At 65.6% G+C, this 20677-nt stretch carries 13 protein-coding genes; 8 read left to right on the top strand and 5 right to left on the bottom strand.

The features are described 5' to 3' along the window. Positions 1-6: 6 nt before the first annotated feature. From ABMA46_RS09245 to ABMA46_RS09260, 4 genes are all read left to right on the top strand, one after another. Positions 7-1536 (top strand): Do family serine endopeptidase, encoded by a 1530-nt coding sequence (locus ABMA46_RS09245; RefSeq protein ID WP_348999050.1) that lies wholly within the window; start codon positions 7-9, stop codon positions 1534-1536. Between the two features lie 218 nt (positions 1537-1754). Further along, a complete protein-coding gene (locus tag ABMA46_RS09250) occupies positions 1755-2429 on the top strand; it encodes a response regulator transcription factor (protein ID WP_348999277.1) in 675 nt (224 codons plus the stop codon). A gap of 9 nt (positions 2430-2438) precedes the next feature. Beyond that, positions 2439-3887 carry a sensor histidine kinase gene (locus ABMA46_RS09255; RefSeq protein WP_348999051.1) on the top strand — a complete coding sequence of 483 codons (1449 nt, stop codon included), beginning with the start codon at positions 2439-2441 and terminating at the stop codon, positions 3885-3887. 14 nt (positions 3888-3901) lie between these two features. Then, positions 3902-6871 carry a bifunctional [glutamine synthetase] adenylyltransferase/[glutamine synthetase]-adenylyl-L-tyrosine phosphorylase gene (locus ABMA46_RS09260; protein ID WP_348999052.1) on the top strand — a complete coding sequence of 990 codons (2970 nt, stop codon included), beginning with the start codon at positions 3902-3904 and terminating at the stop codon, positions 6869-6871. 8 nt (positions 6872-6879) lie between these two features. Here the strand turns inward: ABMA46_RS09260 and ABMA46_RS09265 are convergent, their stop codons facing one another. Further along, positions 6880-9204, bottom strand: coding sequence for a PAS domain-containing sensor histidine kinase (locus ABMA46_RS09265; protein WP_348999053.1), 2325 nt, complete (start codon positions 9202-9204; stop codon positions 6880-6882). 152 nt (positions 9205-9356) lie between these two features. Next, on the bottom strand, positions 9357-12002 hold the full coding sequence (gene pepN / locus ABMA46_RS09270; protein ID WP_348999054.1) for an aminopeptidase N: 2646 nt from the start codon (positions 12000-12002) through the stop codon (positions 9357-9359). Positions 12003-12136: 134 nt separating this feature from the next. Here pepN and ABMA46_RS09275 point away from each other — a divergent pair, with 134 nt between their 5' ends. Both ABMA46_RS09275 and ABMA46_RS09280 read left to right on the top strand, forming a co-directional pair. Next, positions 12137-14443: a xanthine dehydrogenase family protein molybdopterin-binding subunit gene (locus ABMA46_RS09275; RefSeq protein ID WP_348999055.1), complete on the top strand. Its 2307-nt coding sequence runs from the start codon at positions 12137-12139 to the stop codon at positions 14441-14443. A gap of 44 nt (positions 14444-14487) precedes the next feature. Then, a complete protein-coding gene (locus tag ABMA46_RS09280; RefSeq protein WP_348999278.1) occupies positions 14488-15387 on the top strand; it encodes a DMT family transporter in 900 nt (299 codons plus the stop codon). 97 nt (positions 15388-15484) lie between these two features. On the opposite strand, the gene ABMA46_RS09285 is transcribed toward ABMA46_RS09280, so the two are convergent. Then, positions 15485-16291 (bottom strand): helix-turn-helix domain-containing protein, encoded by an 807-nt coding sequence (locus ABMA46_RS09285; protein ID WP_348999056.1) that lies wholly within the window; start codon positions 16289-16291, stop codon positions 15485-15487. 162 nt (positions 16292-16453) lie between these two features. Here ABMA46_RS09285 and ABMA46_RS09290 point away from each other — a divergent pair, with 162 nt between their 5' ends. Beyond that, positions 16454-16849 (top strand): hypothetical protein, encoded by a 396-nt coding sequence (locus ABMA46_RS09290; RefSeq protein ID WP_348999057.1) that lies wholly within the window; start codon positions 16454-16456, stop codon positions 16847-16849. Between the two features lie 4 nt (positions 16850-16853). Here the strand turns inward: ABMA46_RS09290 and ABMA46_RS09295 are convergent, their stop codons facing one another. Both ABMA46_RS09295 and ABMA46_RS09300 read right to left on the bottom strand, forming a co-directional pair. Next, complete coding sequence (locus tag ABMA46_RS09295) at positions 16854-17741, bottom strand: uracil-DNA glycosylase (RefSeq protein ID WP_348999058.1); 888 nt, start codon at positions 17739-17741, stop codon at positions 16854-16856. A gap of 290 nt (positions 17742-18031) precedes the next feature. Continuing rightward, positions 18032-18679, bottom strand: a complete 648-nt coding sequence (locus ABMA46_RS09300) for a hypothetical protein (protein ID WP_348999059.1) — start codon at positions 18677-18679, stop codon at positions 18032-18034. 242 nt (positions 18680-18921) lie between these two features. Between ABMA46_RS09300 and ABMA46_RS09305 the strand changes: the two genes are divergently transcribed. Continuing rightward, the gene (locus ABMA46_RS09305; protein ID WP_348999060.1) at positions 18922-20601 is read left to right on the top strand and encodes an electron transfer flavoprotein-ubiquinone oxidoreductase; all 1680 of its coding nucleotides are present in this window, start codon (positions 18922-18924) and stop codon (positions 20599-20601) included. Positions 20602-20677: the final 76 nt, after the last annotated feature.

Genomic DNA, 20677 nt, shown 5'->3' on the forward strand with positions numbered 1-20677 from the left:
AGATCGATGAGCACTGCCCCCAAGAATTCCTCCCCTCTTCGCAATCGCCTGATGGCCGCGGCCGCTTCGCTCGCGATAGCCGGCGCGATCGGCTTCGGCGCCGTCGCCACCGGCACCGCGCCGGTTCTGGCGGACGCCGTCAAGGTTGATGCCCCCCAGGTCCCGAGCTTTGCCGACGTCGTTTCGCAGGTTTCGCCGGCAGTCGTCAGCGTCCGCGTCAAGGCCAATATCCAGCCTGCTTCGGACAATGGTCCCGACTTTTTCAACGGCCCGGACGGACTGCCCGATAACCCCCAGCTTCGCCGTTTCTTCAAGCAGTTCCGCCAGTTCGGCAATCCGGACCAGGATCACCGCAGCCACCGCGATCATCGCAGCGAAAAGCCCCGCCCGGTCGCGCAGGGCTCCGGCTTCTTCATTTCGGACGACGGCTATCTCGTCACCAACAACCACGTGGTCCAGGAAGGGTCCGCCTTCACGGTCGTCATGGACGACGGCAAGGAACTCGACGCCAAGCTGATCGGCACCGATCCGCGCACCGACCTGGCTGTTCTCAAAGTGGATGGCAACGGCCAGAAATTCACCTATGTCGACTGGGCCGATGATTCCAAAGTTCGCGTCGGCGACTGGGTGGTTGCCGTCGGCAACCCGTTCGGCCTCGGCGGCACGGTAACCGCCGGCATCGTCTCGGCGCGCGGCCGCGACATCGGCGCCGGCCCTTATGACGACTTCATCCAGATAGACGCCGCCGTGAACCGCGGCAACTCGGGCGGTCCGGCCTTCAATCTCAGCGGCCAGGTGGTCGGCATCAACACCGCCATCTTCTCGCCGTCCGGCGGCAATGTCGGCATCGCCTTCGCCATTCCGGCCTCCACGGCCAAGACCGTGGTCCAGGACCTGATCAAGAACGGTTCGGTCGCGCGTGGCTGGCTTGGCGTTGAAATCCAGCCCGTCACCAAGGACATCGCCGAATCGCTCGGAATGAAGTCCGACAAGGGTGCCCTGGTGGCGAGCGCACAGGCCAACAGCCCCGCCAAGCAGTCCGGCATCGTGGCGGGCGATGTCATCACTCAGGTCGACGGCAAGGATATCGACTCGACCAAGGACCTGGCCCGCATGATCGGGGACTATGCGCCCGGCAAGACGGTCGATGTCACCGTGCTCCACAACGGCAAAACCCAAAGCGTCAATGTCGAGCTCGGCAAGCTGCCCAACAGCGACAAGCAGGCCTCGGCCGACGATCAGAAGGCAAGCCCCGACGCGCCGAGCTCGCTGGCCGACCTTGGGCTGACCGTGACCAAGTCCGATGACGGCAAGGGCCTTGTGGTGACCGACGTCGATCCCGACAGCGATGCGGCGGACCGTGGCATCCAGGCGGGCGACATCATCACTGCGGTGAATTCGCAGGAGGTATCGACCACCGGCGACGTGACCCGCGCGATGGACGATGCGGCCAAGTCCGGCCGCAAGTCGGTGCTTGTCCAGATCAGCCGCGACGACAACAACCGCTTCGTCGCCCTGCCGATCGCCAAGGGATGACCCTTCCATTCCGGTGCGGCGGATCAACACCCCCGAGCCCCGCACAGGAAGCACGGCGCCGGGCGCGACTGTCAGTCTTTGCGTCCGGCGCCGACGGCAGCGGGTCCCATCCCGCTGCCGCATGATTTTCCGGGCCTGGATCCGTTTGGGCTCAAAAACTGTCCGGGATCGTGCAAATGCCTTCCACCAAGCCCGTCGAAATCACCTATAACGGCCCGATGAAGATTCTCGTCATCGAAGACGATCGAGAGGCCGCCGATTACCTGCAGAAGGCCTTTTCGGAAGCGGGCCACACTGCCCATGTCGCGGGGGACGGCGAAACCGGCTTCGCGCTCGCCGATTCCGGCGACTACGATGTCATGGTGGTGGACCGCATGATGCCTCGCCGCGACGGGCTTTCCGTCATCGCTGCCTTGCGGTCGCGCGGCAACACCACGCCGGTCCTGATCCTCTCGGCGCTGGGAGAGGTGGACGACCGGGTCACCGGTCTGCGCGCCGGCGGCGACGACTATCTCACCAAGCCCTATGCCTTTTCCGAACTGCTGGCGCGGGTCGAGGTGCTCAACCGGCGTGCCGGTGCCAAGGAAAGCGAGACGGTCTATCGGGTCGGCGATCTCGAGCTCGACCGGCTTTCCCATTCGGTCCGCCGCGCCGGCCAGGAGATCACGCTCCAGCCCCGCGAGTTCCGGCTGCTCGAATATCTCATGCGCCATGCCGGACAGGTGGTGACGCGCACCATGCTTTTGGAAAATGTCTGGGATTATCATTTCGATCCGCAGACCAACGTCATCGACGTGCACGTCTCGCGCCTGCGCTCCAAGATCGAGAAGGGGTTCGAAACGCCGATCCTCCATACGGTCCGCGGCGCGGGCTACATGCTGAAAAGCGGCTAGCGGGAAATCATGGCGCTTTCCGTGCCCGCCATCATGAAGACGACGGCAGCACGTCTTTCGGCGCTGTATCTCCTGTTGTTCGCCATCTGCGCGGTGGCGCTGGTCTTCTACATGACTTCGCTGTCGGTGCGCATGCTGACGGCGCAGACGCAGGAAACCATCAATGACGAGGTCGTCGGCCTGGCCCGCGCCTACCAGCGCGGCGGTCTGCCCTTGCTTGTGCGCTTCGTCGAGCAGCGCTCCCGCCAGCCTGGCGCCAATCTCTATCTGATCGCCGACGCCAACGGGCAGATCCTGACCGGAAACGTCGAGAGCCTTGAACCCGGCGTGCTCGGCCGCGAGGGCTGGACGAACAAGCCCTTCTACTACCGGCGCTATGGCGAGGCCGAGATCGACCGCCAGCGCGCGACGGGGCAGGGCGAGACGCAGGCCCAAGGCGAAAAGGGCCACAATGCGATTGCCCTGGTGCTGCGCCTGCCGAACCAGATGATCATGCTGGTCGGGCGCGATCTCGGCGAGCCGGAGCGCTTCCGGGATGTGGTGCGGCGCGCCCTGATGCTGGCGCTCGGCATGATGGGGCTCGGCGGCATTCTGATCTGGTTCTTCGTCGGTCACGCGGCGTTGAAGCGCATCGACAGCGTGTCGGAAGCCAGCCGCCGCATCATGGGCGGCGACCTTGCCGGCCGTCTGCCGGTGACGGGCGCGGGCGACGAGTTCGACCGTCTTTCGGAAAATCTGAACGCGATGCTCGCGCGCATCGCCATGCTGAACGAAGGCCTCAAGCAGGTCTCCGACAATATCGCCCACGACCTCAAGACGCCGTTGACGCGCTTGCGCAACCGTGCCGAGGCGACGTTGTCGGGCAAGCACAGGACCGGCGACTACCGGGCGGCGCTGGAGGCGACGATCGCCGAATCGGATCATCTCATCAAGACGTTCAACGCCATCCTGATGATCTCGCGCCTGGAGGCGGGATATTCCGCCGAACATCTGACGCGCGTCGATCTGAAGGCTGCCGTTCAGGACGTCGTGGAACTTTATGAACCGGTCGCCGAAGAGGCAGGCGTCAGGCTCTTGGTGGACGCCGAGCCGCCGCTGGCAATTGACGGCAACCGGGAACTGGTCGGCCAGGCGCTGTCCAACATCATCGACAACGCCATCAAATATTCGATCGATTCCACCTCTTCGCCCGAAGTCCGCGTGTCGCTTGAGCATATGGATGGCCGGATTCGCGTCGTCGTGGCGGACAATGGCCAGGGCATTCCCGACGACGCGGATCGCGAGCGCGTCACCGAGCGTTTCGTGCGCCTGGAAAAGAGCCGCTCGCAGCCGGGTTCCGGCCTCGGCCTTGCGCTTGCCAAGGCAATCATGAAATTCCACAACGGCAGGCTTGATCTGTTGCCCGCCAATCCTGGACTATCCGTCGTCATGGACTTCCCCGAGCGGGACGGGGATTGACGCAGGAGGCCGGAATGGCACGACGCAGCCGGGCGGAGACGGAAGAGGGCGGAAACTGGCTCTCTTCGCCGAAAATGGTGCTGTCTCCCCTCGATGCCGGACGCGCGGCGGACGAGATCGCCGAGATAGCCGAATCCGCGACCGAGGCGGGACTTGCCGGGCTGGCCGCGCGGCTGCGGAAGACGGAGCCGCTGCACGATTTCCTCGCCGCCGTCTTCGACCTGTCGCCTTTCCTGCGCGATCTGGCGCGTCGCAGACCGGAGATGCTCGACGCGCTGCTGGCCACGAGCGCGGAGGCCCGCCTCGACTCCATTCTGGACGAGATCGGGCGTCTGGCCACGCAGCAAGAGGCTTCCGAAGCCCGCATGATGATGGAGTTGCGCCGCCTGAAGACCGAGGCGCACTTCCTCATCGCGCTGGCCGATCTTGCAGGTGAGGCGGACACGGTCGAAACGGTGCGGCGGCTGAGCAGGCTGGCGGATGCCTGCGTGCGCGCGGCGGTCGATTTCCTGCTCATCGACGCCGGCCGGCAAGGCAAGCTCAAGCTCGGGGACCCGGTGCAGCCCGCGCTCGGCTCCGGGTGGATCGTGCTCGGCATGGGCAAGCTCGGCGCGCATGAGCTGAATTTCTCCTCCGATATCGACCTGATTTCGTTCTTCGATCCCCATGCGCCGGCCGTCATCGATCCGCTCGACGCGACGGATCTGTTCGCACGGCTGACTCGCCGGCTGGTCCGCATTCTGCAGGATCGGACAGAACACGGCTACGTCTTCCGCACCGATCTCAGGCTGCGCCCCGATCCCGGCTCCACGCCGTTGGCGATCCCGGTCGAGGCCGCGCTCACCTACTACGAGGCGCGCGGCCAGAACTGGGAGCGCGCCGCCATGATCAAGGCGCGCCCCGTGGCTGGCGATATCGCCGCCGGCGAGGCTTTCCTCAAGGAACTTCAGCCCTATGTCTGGCGCAAGTATATGGACTATGCGGCGATCGCGGACGTCCATTCGATCAAGCGCCAGATCCACGCCCACAAGGGGCATGGCGAGATCGCGGTGCGCGGCCACAATGTCAAGTTGGGACGTGGCGGCATCCGCGAGATCGAGTTCTTCGTGCAGACCCAGCAATTGATCGCAGGCGGCCGCTTTCCCGAATTGCGCGGCCGCGAAACCGTGCCGATGTTGGCCGAACTCGCGAAGCGTAACTGGATAACAGCAGAGGCGCGCGACGCGCTGGGTCGGCAATACTGGTTCCTGCGTCGGGTCGAGCACGCGATCCAGATGGTCGCCGACGAGCAGACGCACACGCTGCCCGAGGACGACGAAGGGCTGGAGCGCATCGCCCGTCTGCTCGGCTTTGCCGATCTCGATGCCTTCTCGGCGACCTTCCGCGCCGCCTTGCAGCAGGTGGAAAGCCATTACGCGGCTTTATTCGAGGCCGCGCCGGAATTATCCTCCGGTGTCGGCAATCTCGTCTTTACCGGCGACGTCGACGATCCGGACACGCTCCAGACCCTGCATCGTCTCGGCTTCCAGCGGCCGAGCGACATCTGCCGCGTCATCCGGGCCTGGCATTTCGGCCGCTATCGCGCCACCGGTTCGCGCGAAGCGCGCGAGCGCCTGACCGAGCTGACGCCGGCCCTTCTGGAAGCCTTCGGCCAGACGCGGCGCGCCGACGACGCGCTGATGCGTTTCGACGAATTCCTCGCCGGCCTGCCCGCCGGCGTCCAGCTTTTCTCCCTCCTCCAGTCCAATCCCGCGCTTCTCAGGCTCGTCGCCACCATTATGGGCGCGGCGCCCCGCCTGGCCGAGATCATCACCCGCCGCCCGCACGTTTTCGACGGTCTGCTGGATCCCGCGCTGCTCGCCGAACTGCCGAACCGCGCCTATCTGTCGGCGCGCCTTGCGGCCTTTCTGGAAGGCGATCGACCTTATGAAGAGGTGCTGGACCGCCTGCGCATTTTCGCCTCGGAACAGAAATTCCTCATCGGCGTTCGGCTGCTTGCCGGCGCCATCGATGCGGCGCGCGCCGGCAAGGCCTTCTCCGATCTGGCCGACCTGACGCTGGACGCCGCGCTCGAAGCGGTGCGGGGCGAGTTTGCCCGACGTCACGGCCAAGTGCCCGGCGGTCGGGTCGCGCTGCTCGGCATGGGCAAGCTCGGCAGTCGTGAGTTGACCGCAGGCTCCGACGTCGACCTGATCCTGCTTTACGACCACGACGCCACCGCCGAGGAGTCCGACGGCGACAAGCCGCTCGCGCCTTCCCACTACTACGCCCGGCTGACGCAGCGCCTCATCGCCGCCGTATCGGCGCCGACGGCGGAAGGCGTTCTCTACGAACTGGACCTGCGCCTGCGCCCTTCCGGCAACAAGGGGCCGGTTGCCACGCATTTCGGTTCTTTCCTGAAATACCAGCGCACGGAAGCCTGGACGTGGGAGCAGATGGCGCTGTCGCGGGCGCGCAGCGTAGCCGGCGACCGGACTTTGCGCGACGAGATCGATGCCGAGGTCGCTACTATCCTCGCCCAGTCCCGTGATTTCGCCAAAATCGCCGCGGATGCGGTGGAAATGCGCGATCTGATCGAAGAAGAGAAGCCCGCGCGCGACGTCTGGGACATCAAGCTCATTCCCGGCGGATTGATCGACCTGGAATTCATCGCGCAGGTGGCCGCCATAACCGGCCGGATCGAGGAGGGCGAGCGGACGAGCAATACGGCCGATCTCCTTGCCCGCCTTTCGCTGGGGTTCGCGGATGCCGGAACGCGGGCCGATCTCTCGACCGCTTGGACTTTCTATGTGGCGCTGACGCAGATCATCCGGCTTTGCCTGACCGGGCCACTCGACAGGGAAGACGTACCGCCCGGCCTCGCCGACCTGCTGCTGGCGCAGACCGACCTGCCGGATTTCAAGGTGCTGGAAGCGCATCTCAAGGAAACGGCCGGCAAGGTCAGGGCCGATTTCGACCGGCTCCTGCGCTCCGGAAAGCGATAGGCCGCGGGTCAGGCCGCCTTTTTCATCGGCCGCGCGGCCTTCTTCCGCGTCTTCATCGGGATGCGCACGGACACGATCGTGCCGACCCCCTCGGTCGAACGGATCTTGAGCGCGCCGCCGTGCAGTTCCGCCAGCGAGCGGGAGATGGCGAGGCCGAGGCCGGAACCGGCATGGTTCTTCGAGAACTGGTTCTGCACCTGCTCGAACGGCCGCCCGAGCTTGCCGAGCGCGCCCTTCGGGATGCCGCAGCCATTGTCCTCGATCGTCAGGATCATCGCCCCGGAGGCGTTGCGCGCGCGCACGGTGATGCGGCCGCCCTCGCCGGTGAATTTCACCGCGTTCGACAGCAGGTTGATGGCGATCTGCTTGATGGCGCGGCGGTCTGCGACCAGCGACATGGAGTCGGCGATGCGCGTCTCCACGGTGATGGACTTGGCGGCCGCCTGCAGCGAGACCACGCGCACTGTTTCCTTGATGAGCGGGCACAGGTCGATCTGCTCGCGGTCCATCGAGAACTGGCCGGCCTCGATCTTCGACATGTCGAGGATGTCGTTGATGACGCCCAGTAGGTATTTGCCGCTGCCATTGATGTCGCGCACATATTCCTCGTAGCGTTCGGAGCCGAGCGGGCCGAACAGCTTCTGCTCCATCAGCTCGGAGAAGCCGATGACGGCGTTGAGCGGTGTGCGCAGCTCATGCGACATGTTGGCGAGGAATTCGGATTTCGCCTGGTTGGCCGCCTCGGCGCGATCCTTCTCCTTCATGTATTTGCGGTTGAGCTCTACGAGCTCCAGCGCACGTTCTTCCTCGGCACGGCGCGCCAGGCTGAGGTCGTGGATCGTCGCCATCAGGCGCCGCTCGCTGTCCACCAGCTTTTCCTGGTGCTGCTTGATCTGGGTGATGTCGGAGCCGACCGAGACGATGCCGCCGTCGCGCGTGCGCAGCTCGTTGACCTGCAGCCAGCGCCCGTCCGCCAATTGCCGCTCGAAGGTCGAACCGCCTCTGGGGCCGTTAGCGTTGGCCAGCCTGCGCTCCGACGCATAGGCTAGCATCTTTTCCTCGAGCCGCGAGCGGTACGTGCCGGGCACGACGTCGCGGTCGTGGAGGCCATTGTCCTGCTGGTATTTCGAGTTGCACATCACCAGCCGTTCCTGCGAATCCCAAAGGACGAAGGATTCGGTGATGTTCTCGATCGCCGTGCGCAGGCGCAGGTCGGCGGCCTCCGAGCGCAATGCCAGATGGCGCTGCTCGGTGACGTCGACGGCGATGCCGATGAGCTGGATCTCCGGTGCGTCGCGATCCATGACCTGCGCGCGGGCGCGCATCCAGACCCAATGGCCGTCGGCATGGCGCATGCGGAAGACCTGGTCGATCTGGTCGATCTCGCGCGCGACGATGCGGCTGGCGAGCTCGAATAGGTTGCCGTCGTCGGGATGGATGATGTCGTCCACCTCGCCGAACGACAGCATGGTGTCGCAGGGCTCGTAGCCCAGCATGTCGTACATGGAGCGCGACCAGTACATGCGCCCGCGCGCCATGTCCCAGTCCCACAGGCCGCACCGCCCGCGCACCAGCGCCATGTCGATGCGCTGGTGCGCCTCGATGTAGATGCGGTCGGCGCGCTGCGCCCGCGTCGCCTGGCTGAAATAGGCGTAGAGGACGATGATGAGCACGCCCGAGGTCAGGACGAACAGCGTGACGTTGAGCGACAGGGTCCGGCGCCACTCGGCAAAGACCGCGTCCCGCGGAACAAGCGCCGCCGCCGCGACGCCGCCGGATTTTGCGAGCATGACGGCCGCATACCAGTCCTGGCCGCCTATATCGACGTCCATGACGCCGGCCCGGTCGCCGAACAGGAAGAGGGGCTGTCCGCCGCTCACGATGTCGTCCAGGGCGCGCCCTTCCCATCGCATCGACCGCGGCGAGACCGCCAGCACCTTGAACTTGCCGTCCGTCAACGCCAGCACCTGATCTGTGCCGAGCGCGCTCCTGCGCGCGATGTCGTCGAGCAAGGTCTGCTTGTCGCCGCCCGCGTCGGACGCCGCCAGCGCCAGCTGACCGGCGGCGAGCGTCAGCATGGATTTGGCGTTGCGCTCGATCTCGTCATGCCAGTTCATCAGCGAAAGGACGCGCAATGCGGCGACCACGACCAGGAAAATGACGATCAGCGTGGGAATGAGCTTTCTGAGCACAGGCTCGGTCGCCAGCAGCCTGCGATAGGCAGGTTCGGCGATGAGGCGCGTGTTGCCGGCAAGTCCGTGTCTGCCTCGCGCCGCGCCGCGTTTGGCAAAAACGATCCTGCCGGGCGCGCTCCACGCGTCCGCCTTGGCCATCAATGGCTCTCCCCGAAGCACTTGTCTCGCTTGACGATCCGGCAACGCCGCACATCCGAATCGACAGTAAAGAATCAAAGGTGATTCGCGTTGTCCAGAGGCATTGCGAAAAAAGACGGCTAAACGGGTGAAAACGGCCGTCGGGCCAAGGGTCAAGCCAGGGTTCGCTGGACGATATCGCCGAGATCTGCGGAAAGATCGCTGGTCTGGGCGACCGACAGAAGCGCTGCACGGGCCTTTTCCTGCCGGATCGGCTCGAGCGACCGCCACGACCGGAAGGCCGTGGCAAGGCGCGCCGCCAGTTGGGGATTGCGCCGGTCTATGTCCACGACTGTGTCCGCCAGGAACCGGTAGCCTTCCCCGTCGGCGCGGTGGAAACCTGTCTGGCTGGCGTTCGCCAACGTTCCGATGAGGGCACGCACGCGGTTGGGATTGTTCATCGAGAAGGACGGGTGCCGCATCAGCGCCTTCACCCTGTCGAGCGTTTCGGCGCCCGGAGCGCTGGCCTGGATTTGGAACCATTTGTCCATCACCAGCGAGTCTGCGAGATAGGTGCTTTCGAAACGTGCTAGCGCTTCCGCAGCCTCCTGCGTCTCCCCCTGGCGATGGACGAGAACGGCAAGCGCCGCCGCCCGGTCCGTCATGTTGGTCGCATCGCGGAAATGCCGGGCCGCGAGACCGGCGCCGTCGGGAAGCAGCGAAAGATGGTCGAGCAGGATGTTGCGCAGCGCGCGCCTGCCGGCGCTGGCCGCATCGGGACTGAATTCGCCGCCATCGACCAGACTGGCGTAATGAGCCTCGAACCCTTGTCGGTTGGCCGCGGCGATTGCCTGCGCCAGCGCGAGGCGAGCGGCGAAGACGATCTCCGGATCGATGTCCCCGCCGATCTCGCGGGCGATGTCGGCTTCGCTCGGCAGGGTCAGCGCCAGGGCGCAGAAGGCGGGCTCGAGCGTCTCGTCGCCGGCGATAGCACCCGCCAATGCCGCGAGTTCCGGCTTGAATTCCGCCGCCTTGCCGCCGCGCAGCCGGCGATAGGCGGTGATGATGGCTTTCGAGAAGAGCGTATGCAGGGCTTCCCAGCGTGCGAACAGATCGCTGTCATGACCGGCTAGAAACGCGAGGTCCTCCGCCTTCTGTTCGACCGACAGAGTGATCGGAGCGGAAAAGCCGCGGTTCAGCGAAAGCGCCGGACGCGAGGAAATGCCGGAAAAGGTAACGGAGTGCCTGCGCTTGTGCACATGGATGACGCCGTCCTCCACGGTTGCGCCGTCGACCGAGGACGCGAGCATGTCTTGGCCGTCCTTGCCGACGAGCCCGAAGGCGAGCGGAATGTGCATCAAACGCTTGCGGGTCTCCGACGGCGTCGGCGGCACGGACTGCTCGATGTCGATCGTGAGTTCCTTGGCGGCCGCATCGTAGCGCGACGTCACGGCCAGGTGCGGTGTGCCGGCTTGGTGATACCACAGCGCGAATTGGGACAGGTCGCGGCCGGACGCATCCTCGAACGCCTTGAGGAAATCCTCGATCGTCGCCGCCTCGCCGTCATGCCGGTCGAAGTAGAGATCCATGCCGGCGCGAAACGCCGCTGTTCCGAGGATGGTGCGGATCATGCGCACCACCTCCGAGCCTTTCTCGTAAACCGTCGCCGTGTAGAAGTTGTTGATCTCGCGATAGCGGCGCGGCCGCACCGGATGGGCGAGGGGACCCTGGTCCTCGGGGAACTGGAGCGCCCTCAGCGCCCGCACCTCCGCGATGCGCTTGACGGCCCGCGAGCGCTGGTCGGCGGAAAACTCGTGGTCGCGGTAAACGGTCAGACCTTCCTTGAGGCAAAGCTGGAACCAGTCGCGGCAAGTGATTCTGTTGCCTGTCCAATTGTGGAAATACTCGTGCGCGATGATGGCTTCGATATTGGCGAAGTCGGTGTCGGTCGCCGTCTCACGGTCGGCCAGCACGTATTTGTCGTTGAAGACGTTGAGGCCCTTGTTCTCCATCGCGCCCATGTTGAAGTCCGACACGGCGACGATGTTGAAGACGTCGAGGTCGTATTCCCGCCCGAACGCCTCCTCGTCCCATTTCATCGAGCGCTTGAGGGCGTCCATCGCATAGGCGGCGAGCGGTTCCTTGCCGTGTTCGACGTAGACGCCCAGGTCGACGGTGCGGCCGTTCATGGTCGTGAACTGGTCGGAAATCCTGCCGAGGTCGCCGGCGATCAGGGCAAAGAGGTAGGACGGTTTCTGGAAGGGATCGTGCCAGACGGCGAAATGCCGACCGCCCGGTAGGTCGCCGCTCTCGACCGGATTCCCGTTGGAAAGCAGCAAAGGCGCTTCTTCGCGCCGCGCTTCGATCCGTACCGTATAGACGGACAGGATGTCGGGCCGGTCGAGGAAGTAGGTGATCCGCCGAAACCCTTCCGCCTCGCATTGGGTGCAGTAGACGCCGCTCGATCGATAAAGGCCCATCAGCGCCAAGTTGGCCGACGGGTTCACCACCGTCTCGATCGTCAGGCGGAATTGCCGCGCGGCGGGCGACACATGGATCGTCAGCCTGTCGGGCGTCGCGTCATAGGCGCTCAGGTCCGGTTCCCTGCCGTCGATCTCCAGGCGGCTGAGCGCCAGTCCGTCGCCGTCGAGGACAAGAGGCGTCGTGAGAGCGGTGTCCTCGCGCCGCTCTATTGTCAGGGTGGCGGTCACCACGGTCGCCTCTGGGGCGAGCCGGAAGGTCAATTCCGTGCGGGGAATGGCGTAGTCGCTCGGCCGATAGTCTTCCAGCTTGAAGACCTGTCCGGTGTCTGTCCGCATTCCGTCTTTCCTGCCGTCCGGCGTCTGGTCCAAAAAAGTTGGCGCCAGCGCTCTTTACACGAAGAGTTCCCTCGACAACACTACAGGCGAGCCTATTTCAAGGCATTGCTTCCAGTCATTTTCGCGAGGTTGTCATGACGGTTGCCACACCGAAATTCGGGATGGGCGCGGCTGTGCTGCGGGTCGAGGACAGCGCCTTCATTACCGGCAAGGGCCGTTACACCGACGATATCCAGCCGGAAGGCGTCCTGCATGGCTACGTGCTGCGCTCCCCGGTCGCGAAGGCGGGCTTCACCCTCGGATCGCTCGACGAGGCGCGGGCAGCGCCCGGCGTGCACCTCGTCCTGACAGGCACCGATATCGGCCACATCGCCGACCTGAAGTCCGGCGTCATGCAGAAGCAGCCCGACGGGACGCGGGCGCCGACGCGCGACATCCCCATCCTGTGCCGCGACAAGGTGCAGTATGTCGGCGACGCCGTCGCCTTCGTTGTCGCCGATTCACGCGCGCAGGCGCAGGACGCCGCCGAACTGATCGAGGTGGACTACGAGGCCGAGGACGCGGCGTCCGGCACGGCGGTCGCGCTCGATCCGGACACGCCTCTGGTCTGGCCGGAACTCGGCTCCAACCGCGCCTTCGAGCACCACACCGGCGACAAGGCGAAATCCGATGCCGCCTTCGCCGAAGCCGTGCATGTGACGCGCATCGAATTCGTCAACAACCGTCTCGTCTGCAATTACATGGAGCCGCGCGGCGCGCTCGGCGAATGGAACGAGGCGGAGGACCGCTTCGTCCTCACCACCGGCTCGCAGGGCGTCCATTCCATGCAGAAGATCATTGCCGACCTGTTCGGCATCGACAAGACAAAGCTGCGCGTCGTCACGCCCGATGTCGGCGGCGGCTTCGGACCGAAGACCTTCGTCTACCGCGAGTATCCGCTGGTGCTGGAGGCCGCCAAGCGCCTCGGCCGTCCGGTGAAATGGACGGGCGACCGCACCGAGCATTTCCTCACCGACGCGCAGGGCCGCGACAACGTCGTCACCGCCGAGATGGCGATGGACAAGGACGGACGCTTCCTGGCGCTGAGGGTGAAGCTGCTGGCCAATATGGGTGCCTATATCTCTCAGTACGGTCCCTTCATTCCCTTCATCGGCGTCACCATGTCGACCGGCGTCTATGATATCCGGGCGCTCGATGTGTCGGTGATCGGCGTCTACACAAATACCTGCCCGGTCGACGCCTATCGCGGCGCGGGGCGTCCGGAGGCGGCCTTCCTGCTCGAGAAGCTGGTCGATGCCTGTGCCCGCGATCTCGGCCTCGGGGCGGACGAGATCCGCCGCCGCAATTTCATCAAGCCGGAGCAGATGCCCTATCGCACCCAGACCGGCCGGCTCTACGACACCGGCGAGTTCGCGGGCCACATGGACCTCGCGCTGCAACGCGCTGAATGGAATCGGTTTTCCGAGCGATTGGACGAAGCGAAATCGCGGGGAAAAATCCGCGGCATCGGCATGGCCACCTATATCGAGGCCTGCGCTTTTCCGGGCTCGGAACCGGCGCATGTGACGCTGAACGGCGACGGCACGGTGACGCTGAAGATCGGCACGCAGACCAATGGGCAGGGCCATGCTACCGCCTATGCGCAGTTCGTCTCGGAAAAGCTCAATCTGCCGATCGAGCGCATCCATGTACGGCAGGGCGACACCGACGAGCTGAAGTCTGGCGGCGGCACCGGCGGCTCGCGCTCCATTCCGCTCGGCGGCGTGTCGGCCGCGCGCGCCGGCGAACATTTGGCGGAAAAGATTCGCCAGATCGCCGCTGACGAACTGGAAGCCTCGGCCGGCGACATCGAACTGGAGGATGGCGTCGCCCGCATCGTCGGCACCGACCGCACCGTCGACTTCGCCACCATCGCCAAGGCCGCGAAGAAACCGGAAGACCTCCAAGGCTTCGGCGAGTTCGTGCAGGACGAGGCGACCTATCCGAACGGCACGCATATCTGCGAGGTCGAGATCGATCCCGACACCGGCAGCACCGAGGTCGTGCGTTACACGATCGTCGACGATTTCGGCGCGACGGTGAACCCGATCCTGCTGGCGGGCCAGGTGCATGGCGGCGTGGTCCAGGGTATCGGCCAGGCGCTTTGCGAGGAGGCGGTCTACGGCGAGGACGGCCAGCTTCTCGCGGCGAGCTTCATGGATTATGCCATGCCGCGCGCCGACGACTTTCCCTTCTTCCACTTCGAGACCCGCAACGTGCCCTCGACCACCAATGCGCTGGGCATCAAGGGGGCAGGGGAGGCCGGCACGATCGGCGCGACGCCGGCGGCGCTCAACGCCGTGACCGACGCGCTCTACCGCGCCTGTGGCATCGACCATATCGAGATGCCGGCGACCCCGGCCCGCGTCTGGGCTGCGATCAACGACGCAAGCGCGTCGTGACGGCAGTCGCGGCCGCTTCCGAAAGCACCCTCACCGGGATCGGCATGAAGGTGGCCTCGGTGGCCGTCTTCGTCGCCATGCAGACGCTGATCAAGGCAGCCGGTGACGTGCCGGCTGGCGAGATCGTTTTCTTTCGTTCCTTTTTCGCCATCCCGCCAATCCTGCTTTTCATGGCGAGACGAGGAGAATTGCGTTCGGCTCTGGCGACCTCCAGACCGTTCAATCACATCGCGCGAGGGCTCGTCGGCGTCACGTCGATGGCGCTCGGCTTCTTCGCGCTTACCCGGCTTCCGCTGCCCGAGGCGATCACGCTGAACTATGCGCAGCCGCTTCTCGTGGTCGTCTTCAGCGCGCTCTTCCTGCACGAGACGATCCGCCTCTATCGCTGGACGGCGGTGGCGGTCGGGCTCGCCGGCGTTCTCATCATCTCCTGGCCGGACCTTACCCTTCTGGCCTCGCCCGGCGGATTGGACGACCAGGAACTGCTCGGGGTCATCGCCGTTCTCATCGCGGCCGCCGTGTCGGCCGTGGCGATGATCCTGGTGCGCAGCCTCGTTCACACCGAACGGACGGCGACGATCGTCCTGTGGTTCTCGCTGACCGCCACGGCCGCCTCGTTTCTGTCGCTGCCGTTCGGCTGGCAGTGGCTGACGCCCGCGCAATCCGCTCTCCTGATCGGCTCCGGCCTCTGCGGCGGCGTCGCGCAGATCCTGATGACGCAGGCCTATCGCTACGCCGAGGCGTCGGTCGTCGCGCCGTTCGAATACACGTCGATGATCCTCGGCGTGATCGTCGGCTTCTTCATCTTCTCGGAGGTGCCGCGGATGAGCACGGTGGTGGGCGGCGCCATCGTGGTCGCGGCCGGCATCTTCATCATCTGGCGCGAGCGCCAGCTCGGCCTGCCGCGCGGGGCGGCGCGAAAACTCGTGCCGCCTCAGGGTTAGAGTATTTTGCAGCCCGACGGGATCGTCTGGCGTGCGCACAAATGCGGCCAAGAAAAGCTGGAGCAACGGAGCCGCGTTCGTCAGAACGCCCGCGGCACTAGCCGGAGCGCTCCCGTGCCAGCTTGGTCAGATGGGCTGCGGTTTCGGGGTCGGCCGGGAAGAAGGATTCGATCGCCAGTTCGGACAGCGTGACATCCAGCGCCGTGCCGAAGACGGTGATCGTGCCGATGAAGGACAACACGTCCTTTCCCGCCTTGAGCCTCAGCAGATGGGCGATCGCCGTGCCTTCGTCATGCACGATCCGGCCCTGCGAGACGCCTCCCGGATAACCGCGCAGTTCCTCCTCCAGTTCCTCCAGAAGCGGGTCGGCGTAAATCTCGTTCTGCCGCTTGAGCCGCGCCAGCAGGTGGGCGCGCCATTCCGCCAGATTGGCGATGCGCGGCGCGAGTCCGCCGGGATGCAGGCAGAGCCGCAGCACGTTGACCGGCGCCTGCAGCAGCGCCGGGTCCTCGACGCCGGCGATGAGGGGGGCGACGGCATCGTTCGCGGCCACCATGGTCCAGTGCGAATCGACGGCGAAGGCGGGGAAGGGCTCGTGCCCCTTGAGCACCAGCTTCACGGTCTCCAGCGCCGGCGACAGCGAGGGGTCGGCCAGCGGCCGCTCGCTGTAATGCGGCGCGAAGCCGGCCGCCAGCAGCATCCGGTTGCGCTGGCGCAGCGGTACGTCGAGCCCGTCCGCCAGCCGGATCACCATGTCGCGCGACGGCGCGGCGCGCCCGCTTTCGACGAAGCTGAGATGCCGCTGCGAGATATCGGTCTCCGCAGCCAGGTCGAGCTGGCTCATGCGCCGGCGCGCGCGCCATTCTCGGATCAGATCGCCGACGGCGTTCGCCGTTCCGTTCATCGGCCGTCTCCACATTCGGTATCGGCAGACCCTAGCGGGCAATCCTGTCAGGTTCCATTACCTGGCGGGTAATCGCCTGCGCGCCGTAGAACGATCAGAGTGGCCTTGCTGAGGCGACCTGCCGATGGATCACCCCGAGACCTGAAGACCGAGGAAATCGTCATGCCGATCACACTCACCGGATTCCTGCGCACCGTTCTCTACGCCGATATCGTCTTCAGCACCGGCGGGGCCGTGCTGATGGCGGTCGGCGCGTCCTGCCTGTCGCCGCTGCTGGCCTTGCCAGGGGCGCTGCTCGCCGGCGCCGGATTGCTGCTGGTGCCGTGGGTGGTTGCACTCATTGTCGTGGTACGCCGCAAGACGGTTCCGAAGATCGTGCTGGTCGACATCGCCGGCATCAATCTGCTCTGGTGCGCCGCCTGTTTCGGCCTGCTCGCCTTCGGCGGGATCACGCCGAACGCTTTCGGAATTGCATTCGTCGCCGCGCAGGCACTCGCCGTTGCCCTGCTGGGCGTGTTGCAACTGCTGGGACTTCGCGGCGCCACGGCTGCGGCCTGAGCGCTCAGCCTTGCAGGCTCCGCAGCCTCGTCTTCACTTCCAGGAAGTCGCGCCAGGCCAGCCTTTTGTGGGCAGGCGTGCGCAGCAGATAGGCCGGGTGCAGCGTCGGCATTGCCGGGATCGGCATGCCGGACGGCGTGACGTGCTCGCGCCAGTTGCCGCGCAGCCGCAATATGCCCTCCGTCGTGTTGAGCAGCGTCTTGGCCGAGGGGCCGCCGAGATTGACCAGCACCTTCGGGTTGACGAGCTCGATCTGCCGTTCGATGAACGGCCGGCAGATTTCGGTCTCGTGCGGTGTCGGCGTGCGGTTGCCGGGCGGCCGCCACGGAATGACGTTGGCGATATAGGCCGAATTGCGGTCGAGGCCGATCGCCGCCAGCATGCGGTCGAGCAGCTTGCCGGAGCGCCCCACGAAAGGCAGGCCCTGGATGTCTTCGTCGCGGCCTGGCGCCTCGCCCACCAGCATGAGATCGGCCTGCGGATTGCCGTCGGCGAAGACGAGGTTCTTGGCGGTGAACTTGAGATTGCAGCCGTCGAAGGAGGCCATCGCCGCGCGCAGTTCTTCCAGCGTGCCGACGCTGCGCGCAAGTTCGCGTGCCGCCGCGGCCTGCGCCTGGTCCGGCACGGCCATCGCCGGCGGCGGCGTGGTCGCGCGCGGCGCCGCAGGGGAGGGAGGAACCGACCCCGTGGCGGGTTGGCTGTTTTCCCGCGGCGTGGGAGCCGGCGGGGACGGCCTTTCGACTGCGGCGGCATCGGCCGATGCCCTGGCCTTCGCAGCCTCGGCGAAACGGTCGGCCGGCTCTTCGCCCAGCGCTTCGTCCACCCCGGCATCGGCATAGAAACTCAGGAGCTCGCGCAGATCGATGCCGGCGTCGGGGAAACTGGTCGTCATGGCCGCACCTTTGTCTCCGTGGAAGATATTTGCAAGAGACCAGGTCGGGATAGTCGCAAGCGACGCAGCGCCAACCGGCCGCTCCCCGACCGCCGCGCCGGCATCCGTCATCCCGGCCAAGCGAGCTTGCGAGCGCAGAGCCGGGACCTATTCCGTGACTTTGGAATGTCCCGGAATGGATCCCGGATAGCTTGCTCTCGCTGCGCTCGGCAAGGCTTCCGGGATGACGCCGCTGGCGCGGTGCCCACGGCTGCGGCGGCAGCGCGGCCGGTGTGGCGTGCGGCCACGGCTCAGCTCGACGGGATGCGCGGGTCCTGCACCAGATAGAATGTCCAGCGCGGCGTGTAGTCCGTCATCAGGAACTCGAATTCGACCGTCTTGAGCGGATCGACGTTGCCTTGCGTGAACAGCAGGCGGTCATAGGGCTCGAAGTTGCGGTCGAACTTCGCGTAGTTGCTGGACACGATGTTGTCCGGGTTCCTGTTGCGCTGGTCGAAGGACAATCCGTCGCCGAACACGCTCGGCTGGCCGAGCATCTCCTGCAACTCGAACTCGAATTCGACCCACGCCTTGCCGCTGTTGTTGAGCGCCTCTATGCGCATATACATGATGCCGTTGGCGTATTCGGCCGCGTCCGCGAAAGCCTTGATCGGCTTGGTGGTGCGGATCGTCAGCGTCACCGGCGTGGCGGATTCGAGTTCTTCGGTGATGACCAGCGGATCGTCGCGCGTTCCGCTGCCCGATGCGCCGGTGATGCGGAAGCCGCCCAATTCGTCCGAGAAGGAATAGGCCCCGGCCGCCCAGACCTTTTGCGGATCCGCGAGAGCCGAACTCGTTGAAAGAAACGCAAATCCGGCGCCGAGCACCGACACAAGCGGGACGCTGCGCCGGAAGCGCGATCCCACGACGGCGGTGCAGGCATGGACGAGACCACGCATGGCCGGAGTATGGCCGATCCGCTCCGCATCTCGAAGCCGGCTTTCATTGCGCAAGAGTGACGTTTACGTTAACGTCATTTGGATTATTCCTGCCCAGCGGGCCGTGGACCGGTGCGTTGTCACTGCTGCGCCGGTTTCGCGTCGCGAATTGATGCGCTATGGAGCGCAAAGCCAGCAAAGATTGCCACCAGCCAGATGGCTGACCCGGACGGCCGGGCGGCCAAGCCAGTGCGGAGAAGATGATGAGCGAGATCGAACGGGAGAGCATGGAGTTCGACGTGGTGATCGTCGGCGCCGGTCCTGCGGGGCTGGCCGCTGCGATCCGGCTGAAGCAGCTCGACCCGGACCTGTCGGTCGTGGTGCTGGAGAAGGGCGGCGAGGTCGGCGCGCATATCCTTTCCGGCGCGGTCGTCGATCCGGTCGGCATCGACCGTCTGCTGCCGGGCTGGCGCGAGGACGCCGATCATCCCTTCAAGACGCCGGTCACCGCCGACCATTTCCTGGTGCTCGGTCCCGCCGGCTCCTTCCGGCTGCCCAATTTCATGATGCCGCCGCTGATGAACAACCACGGCAACTACATCGTCTCGCTCGGCAATGTCTGCCGGTGGCTGGCGACCAAGGCCGAGGCGCTGGGCGTCGAAATCTATCCGGGCTTCGCGGCCGTGGACCTCGTCTATAACGACGAAGGCGCGGTGACGGGCGTGATCACCGGCGACATGGGCGTGGAGAAGGACGGCTCGCACGGTCCGAACTATGCGCCCGGCATGGCGCTGATGGGCAAATACGTGCTGATCGGCGAGGGCGCGCGCGGCTCGCTCGCCAAGATACTGATTGCCAGATACGGCCTCTCCGAAGGCCGTGAGCCGGGCAAATTCGGCATCGGCCTCAAGGAACTGTGGCAGGTCAAGCCGGAAAACCACAAGCCGGGGCTGGTCCAGCACTCGTTCGGCTGGCCGCTCGACATGAAGACCGGCGGCGGTTCGTTCCTCTACCATCTCGAAGACAACATGGTGGCGGTCGGCTTTGTCGTGCACCTGAACTACAAGAATCCGTATCTGTCGCCCTTCGAGGAGTTCCAGCGTTTCAAGACGCATCCGGCGATCCGCGGCACGTTCGAGGGCGCCAGGCGCCTCGGCTACGGCGCGCGCGCCATCACCGAAGGCGGCTGGCAGTCGGTGCCGAAGCTGTGCTTCCCCGGCGGCGCGCTCATCGGCTGCTCGGCCGGCTTCGTCAACGTGCCGCGCATCAAGGGATCGCACAACGCCGTGCTGTCAGGCATGATGGCGGCGGAGCATGTCGTCGACGCCGTCAGCGCCGGCCGCGCCAACGACGAACTGGCCGCCTATGAGGCGGCATGGCGCGCCTCGGATATCGGCCGCGACCTGAAGCGGGTACGTAATGTCAAGCCGCTGTGGTCGCGCTTCGGCACGCTGGCCGGCATCGCGCTGGGCGGGCTCGACATGTGGCTGAACACGCTGTTCGGCGTTTCGCCCTTCGGCACGCTGAAGCATGGCAAGATCGACGCCGCCGCGCTCGATCCGGCGTCGAAGCACAGCCGGATCGACTACCCCAAGGCCGACGGCGTGCTGACCTTCGACCGGCTGTCGTCGGTGTTCCTGTCCAACACCAACCATGACGAGAACGAGCCGGTGCACCTGCTGGTCAGGGACATGGAACTCCAGAAGCGGTCCGAGCACGACGTCTTCGCGGGGCCATCGACGCGCTACTGTCCGGCCGGCGTTTACGAATGGGTCGACAAGGACGGCAACCCCGCTGCCGACCCTGCGGCCAAGGACGTCCGCTTCGTCATCAACGCGCAGAACTGCGTCCACTGCAAGACGTGCGATATCAAGGATCCCAACCAGAACATCGACTGGGTGCCGCCGCAGGGCGGCGAGGGACCAGTCTACCAGAATATGTAGGCGCATGTGGCGGCGGACAGATGTCGGGCGCTCATGCATTGAAACGACGTGGTCGGGCGTGATTTGCCCGTCCTTC

It is taken from the genome of Mesorhizobium hunchu (assembly GCF_040081975.1).
Lineage (GTDB): Bacteria > Pseudomonadota > Alphaproteobacteria > Rhizobiales > Rhizobiaceae > Mesorhizobium > Mesorhizobium hunchu.

Bases quoted from the DNA above. Each gene is read 5' to 3' on its own strand.
- ABMA46_RS09245 (WP_348999050.1), top strand. From the start codon at position 7: ATGAGCACTGCCCCCAAGAATTCCTCCCCTCTTCGCAATCGCCTGATG.
- ABMA46_RS09250 (WP_348999277.1), top strand. From the start codon at position 1,755: ATGAAGATTCTCGTCATCGAAGACGATCGAGAGGCCGCCGATTACCTG.
- ABMA46_RS09255 (WP_348999051.1), top strand. From the start codon at position 2,439: ATGGCGCTTTCCGTGCCCGCCATCATGAAGACGACGGCAGCACGTCTT.
- ABMA46_RS09260 (WP_348999052.1), top strand. From the start codon at position 3,902: ATGGCACGACGCAGCCGGGCGGAGACGGAAGAGGGCGGAAACTGGCTC.
- ABMA46_RS09265 (WP_348999053.1), bottom strand. From the start codon at position 9,204: ATGGCCAAGGCGGACGCGTGGAGCGCGCCCGGCAGGATCGTTTTTGCC.
- pepN (WP_348999054.1), bottom strand. From the start codon at position 12,002: ATGCGGACAGACACCGGACAGGTCTTCAAGCTGGAAGACTATCGGCCG.
- ABMA46_RS09275 (WP_348999055.1), top strand. From the start codon at position 12,137: ATGACGGTTGCCACACCGAAATTCGGGATGGGCGCGGCTGTGCTGCGG.
- ABMA46_RS09280 (WP_348999278.1), top strand. From the start codon at position 14,488: ATGAAGGTGGCCTCGGTGGCCGTCTTCGTCGCCATGCAGACGCTGATC.
- ABMA46_RS09285 (WP_348999056.1), bottom strand. From the start codon at position 16,291: ATGAACGGAACGGCGAACGCCGTCGGCGATCTGATCCGAGAATGGCGC.
- ABMA46_RS09290 (WP_348999057.1), top strand. From the start codon at position 16,454: ATGCCGATCACACTCACCGGATTCCTGCGCACCGTTCTCTACGCCGAT.
- ABMA46_RS09295 (WP_348999058.1), bottom strand. From the start codon at position 17,741: ATGACGACCAGTTTCCCCGACGCCGGCATCGATCTGCGCGAGCTCCTG.
- ABMA46_RS09300 (WP_348999059.1), bottom strand. From the start codon at position 18,679: ATGCGTGGTCTCGTCCATGCCTGCACCGCCGTCGTGGGATCGCGCTTC.
- ABMA46_RS09305 (WP_348999060.1), top strand. From the start codon at position 18,922: ATGAGCGAGATCGAACGGGAGAGCATGGAGTTCGACGTGGTGATCGTC.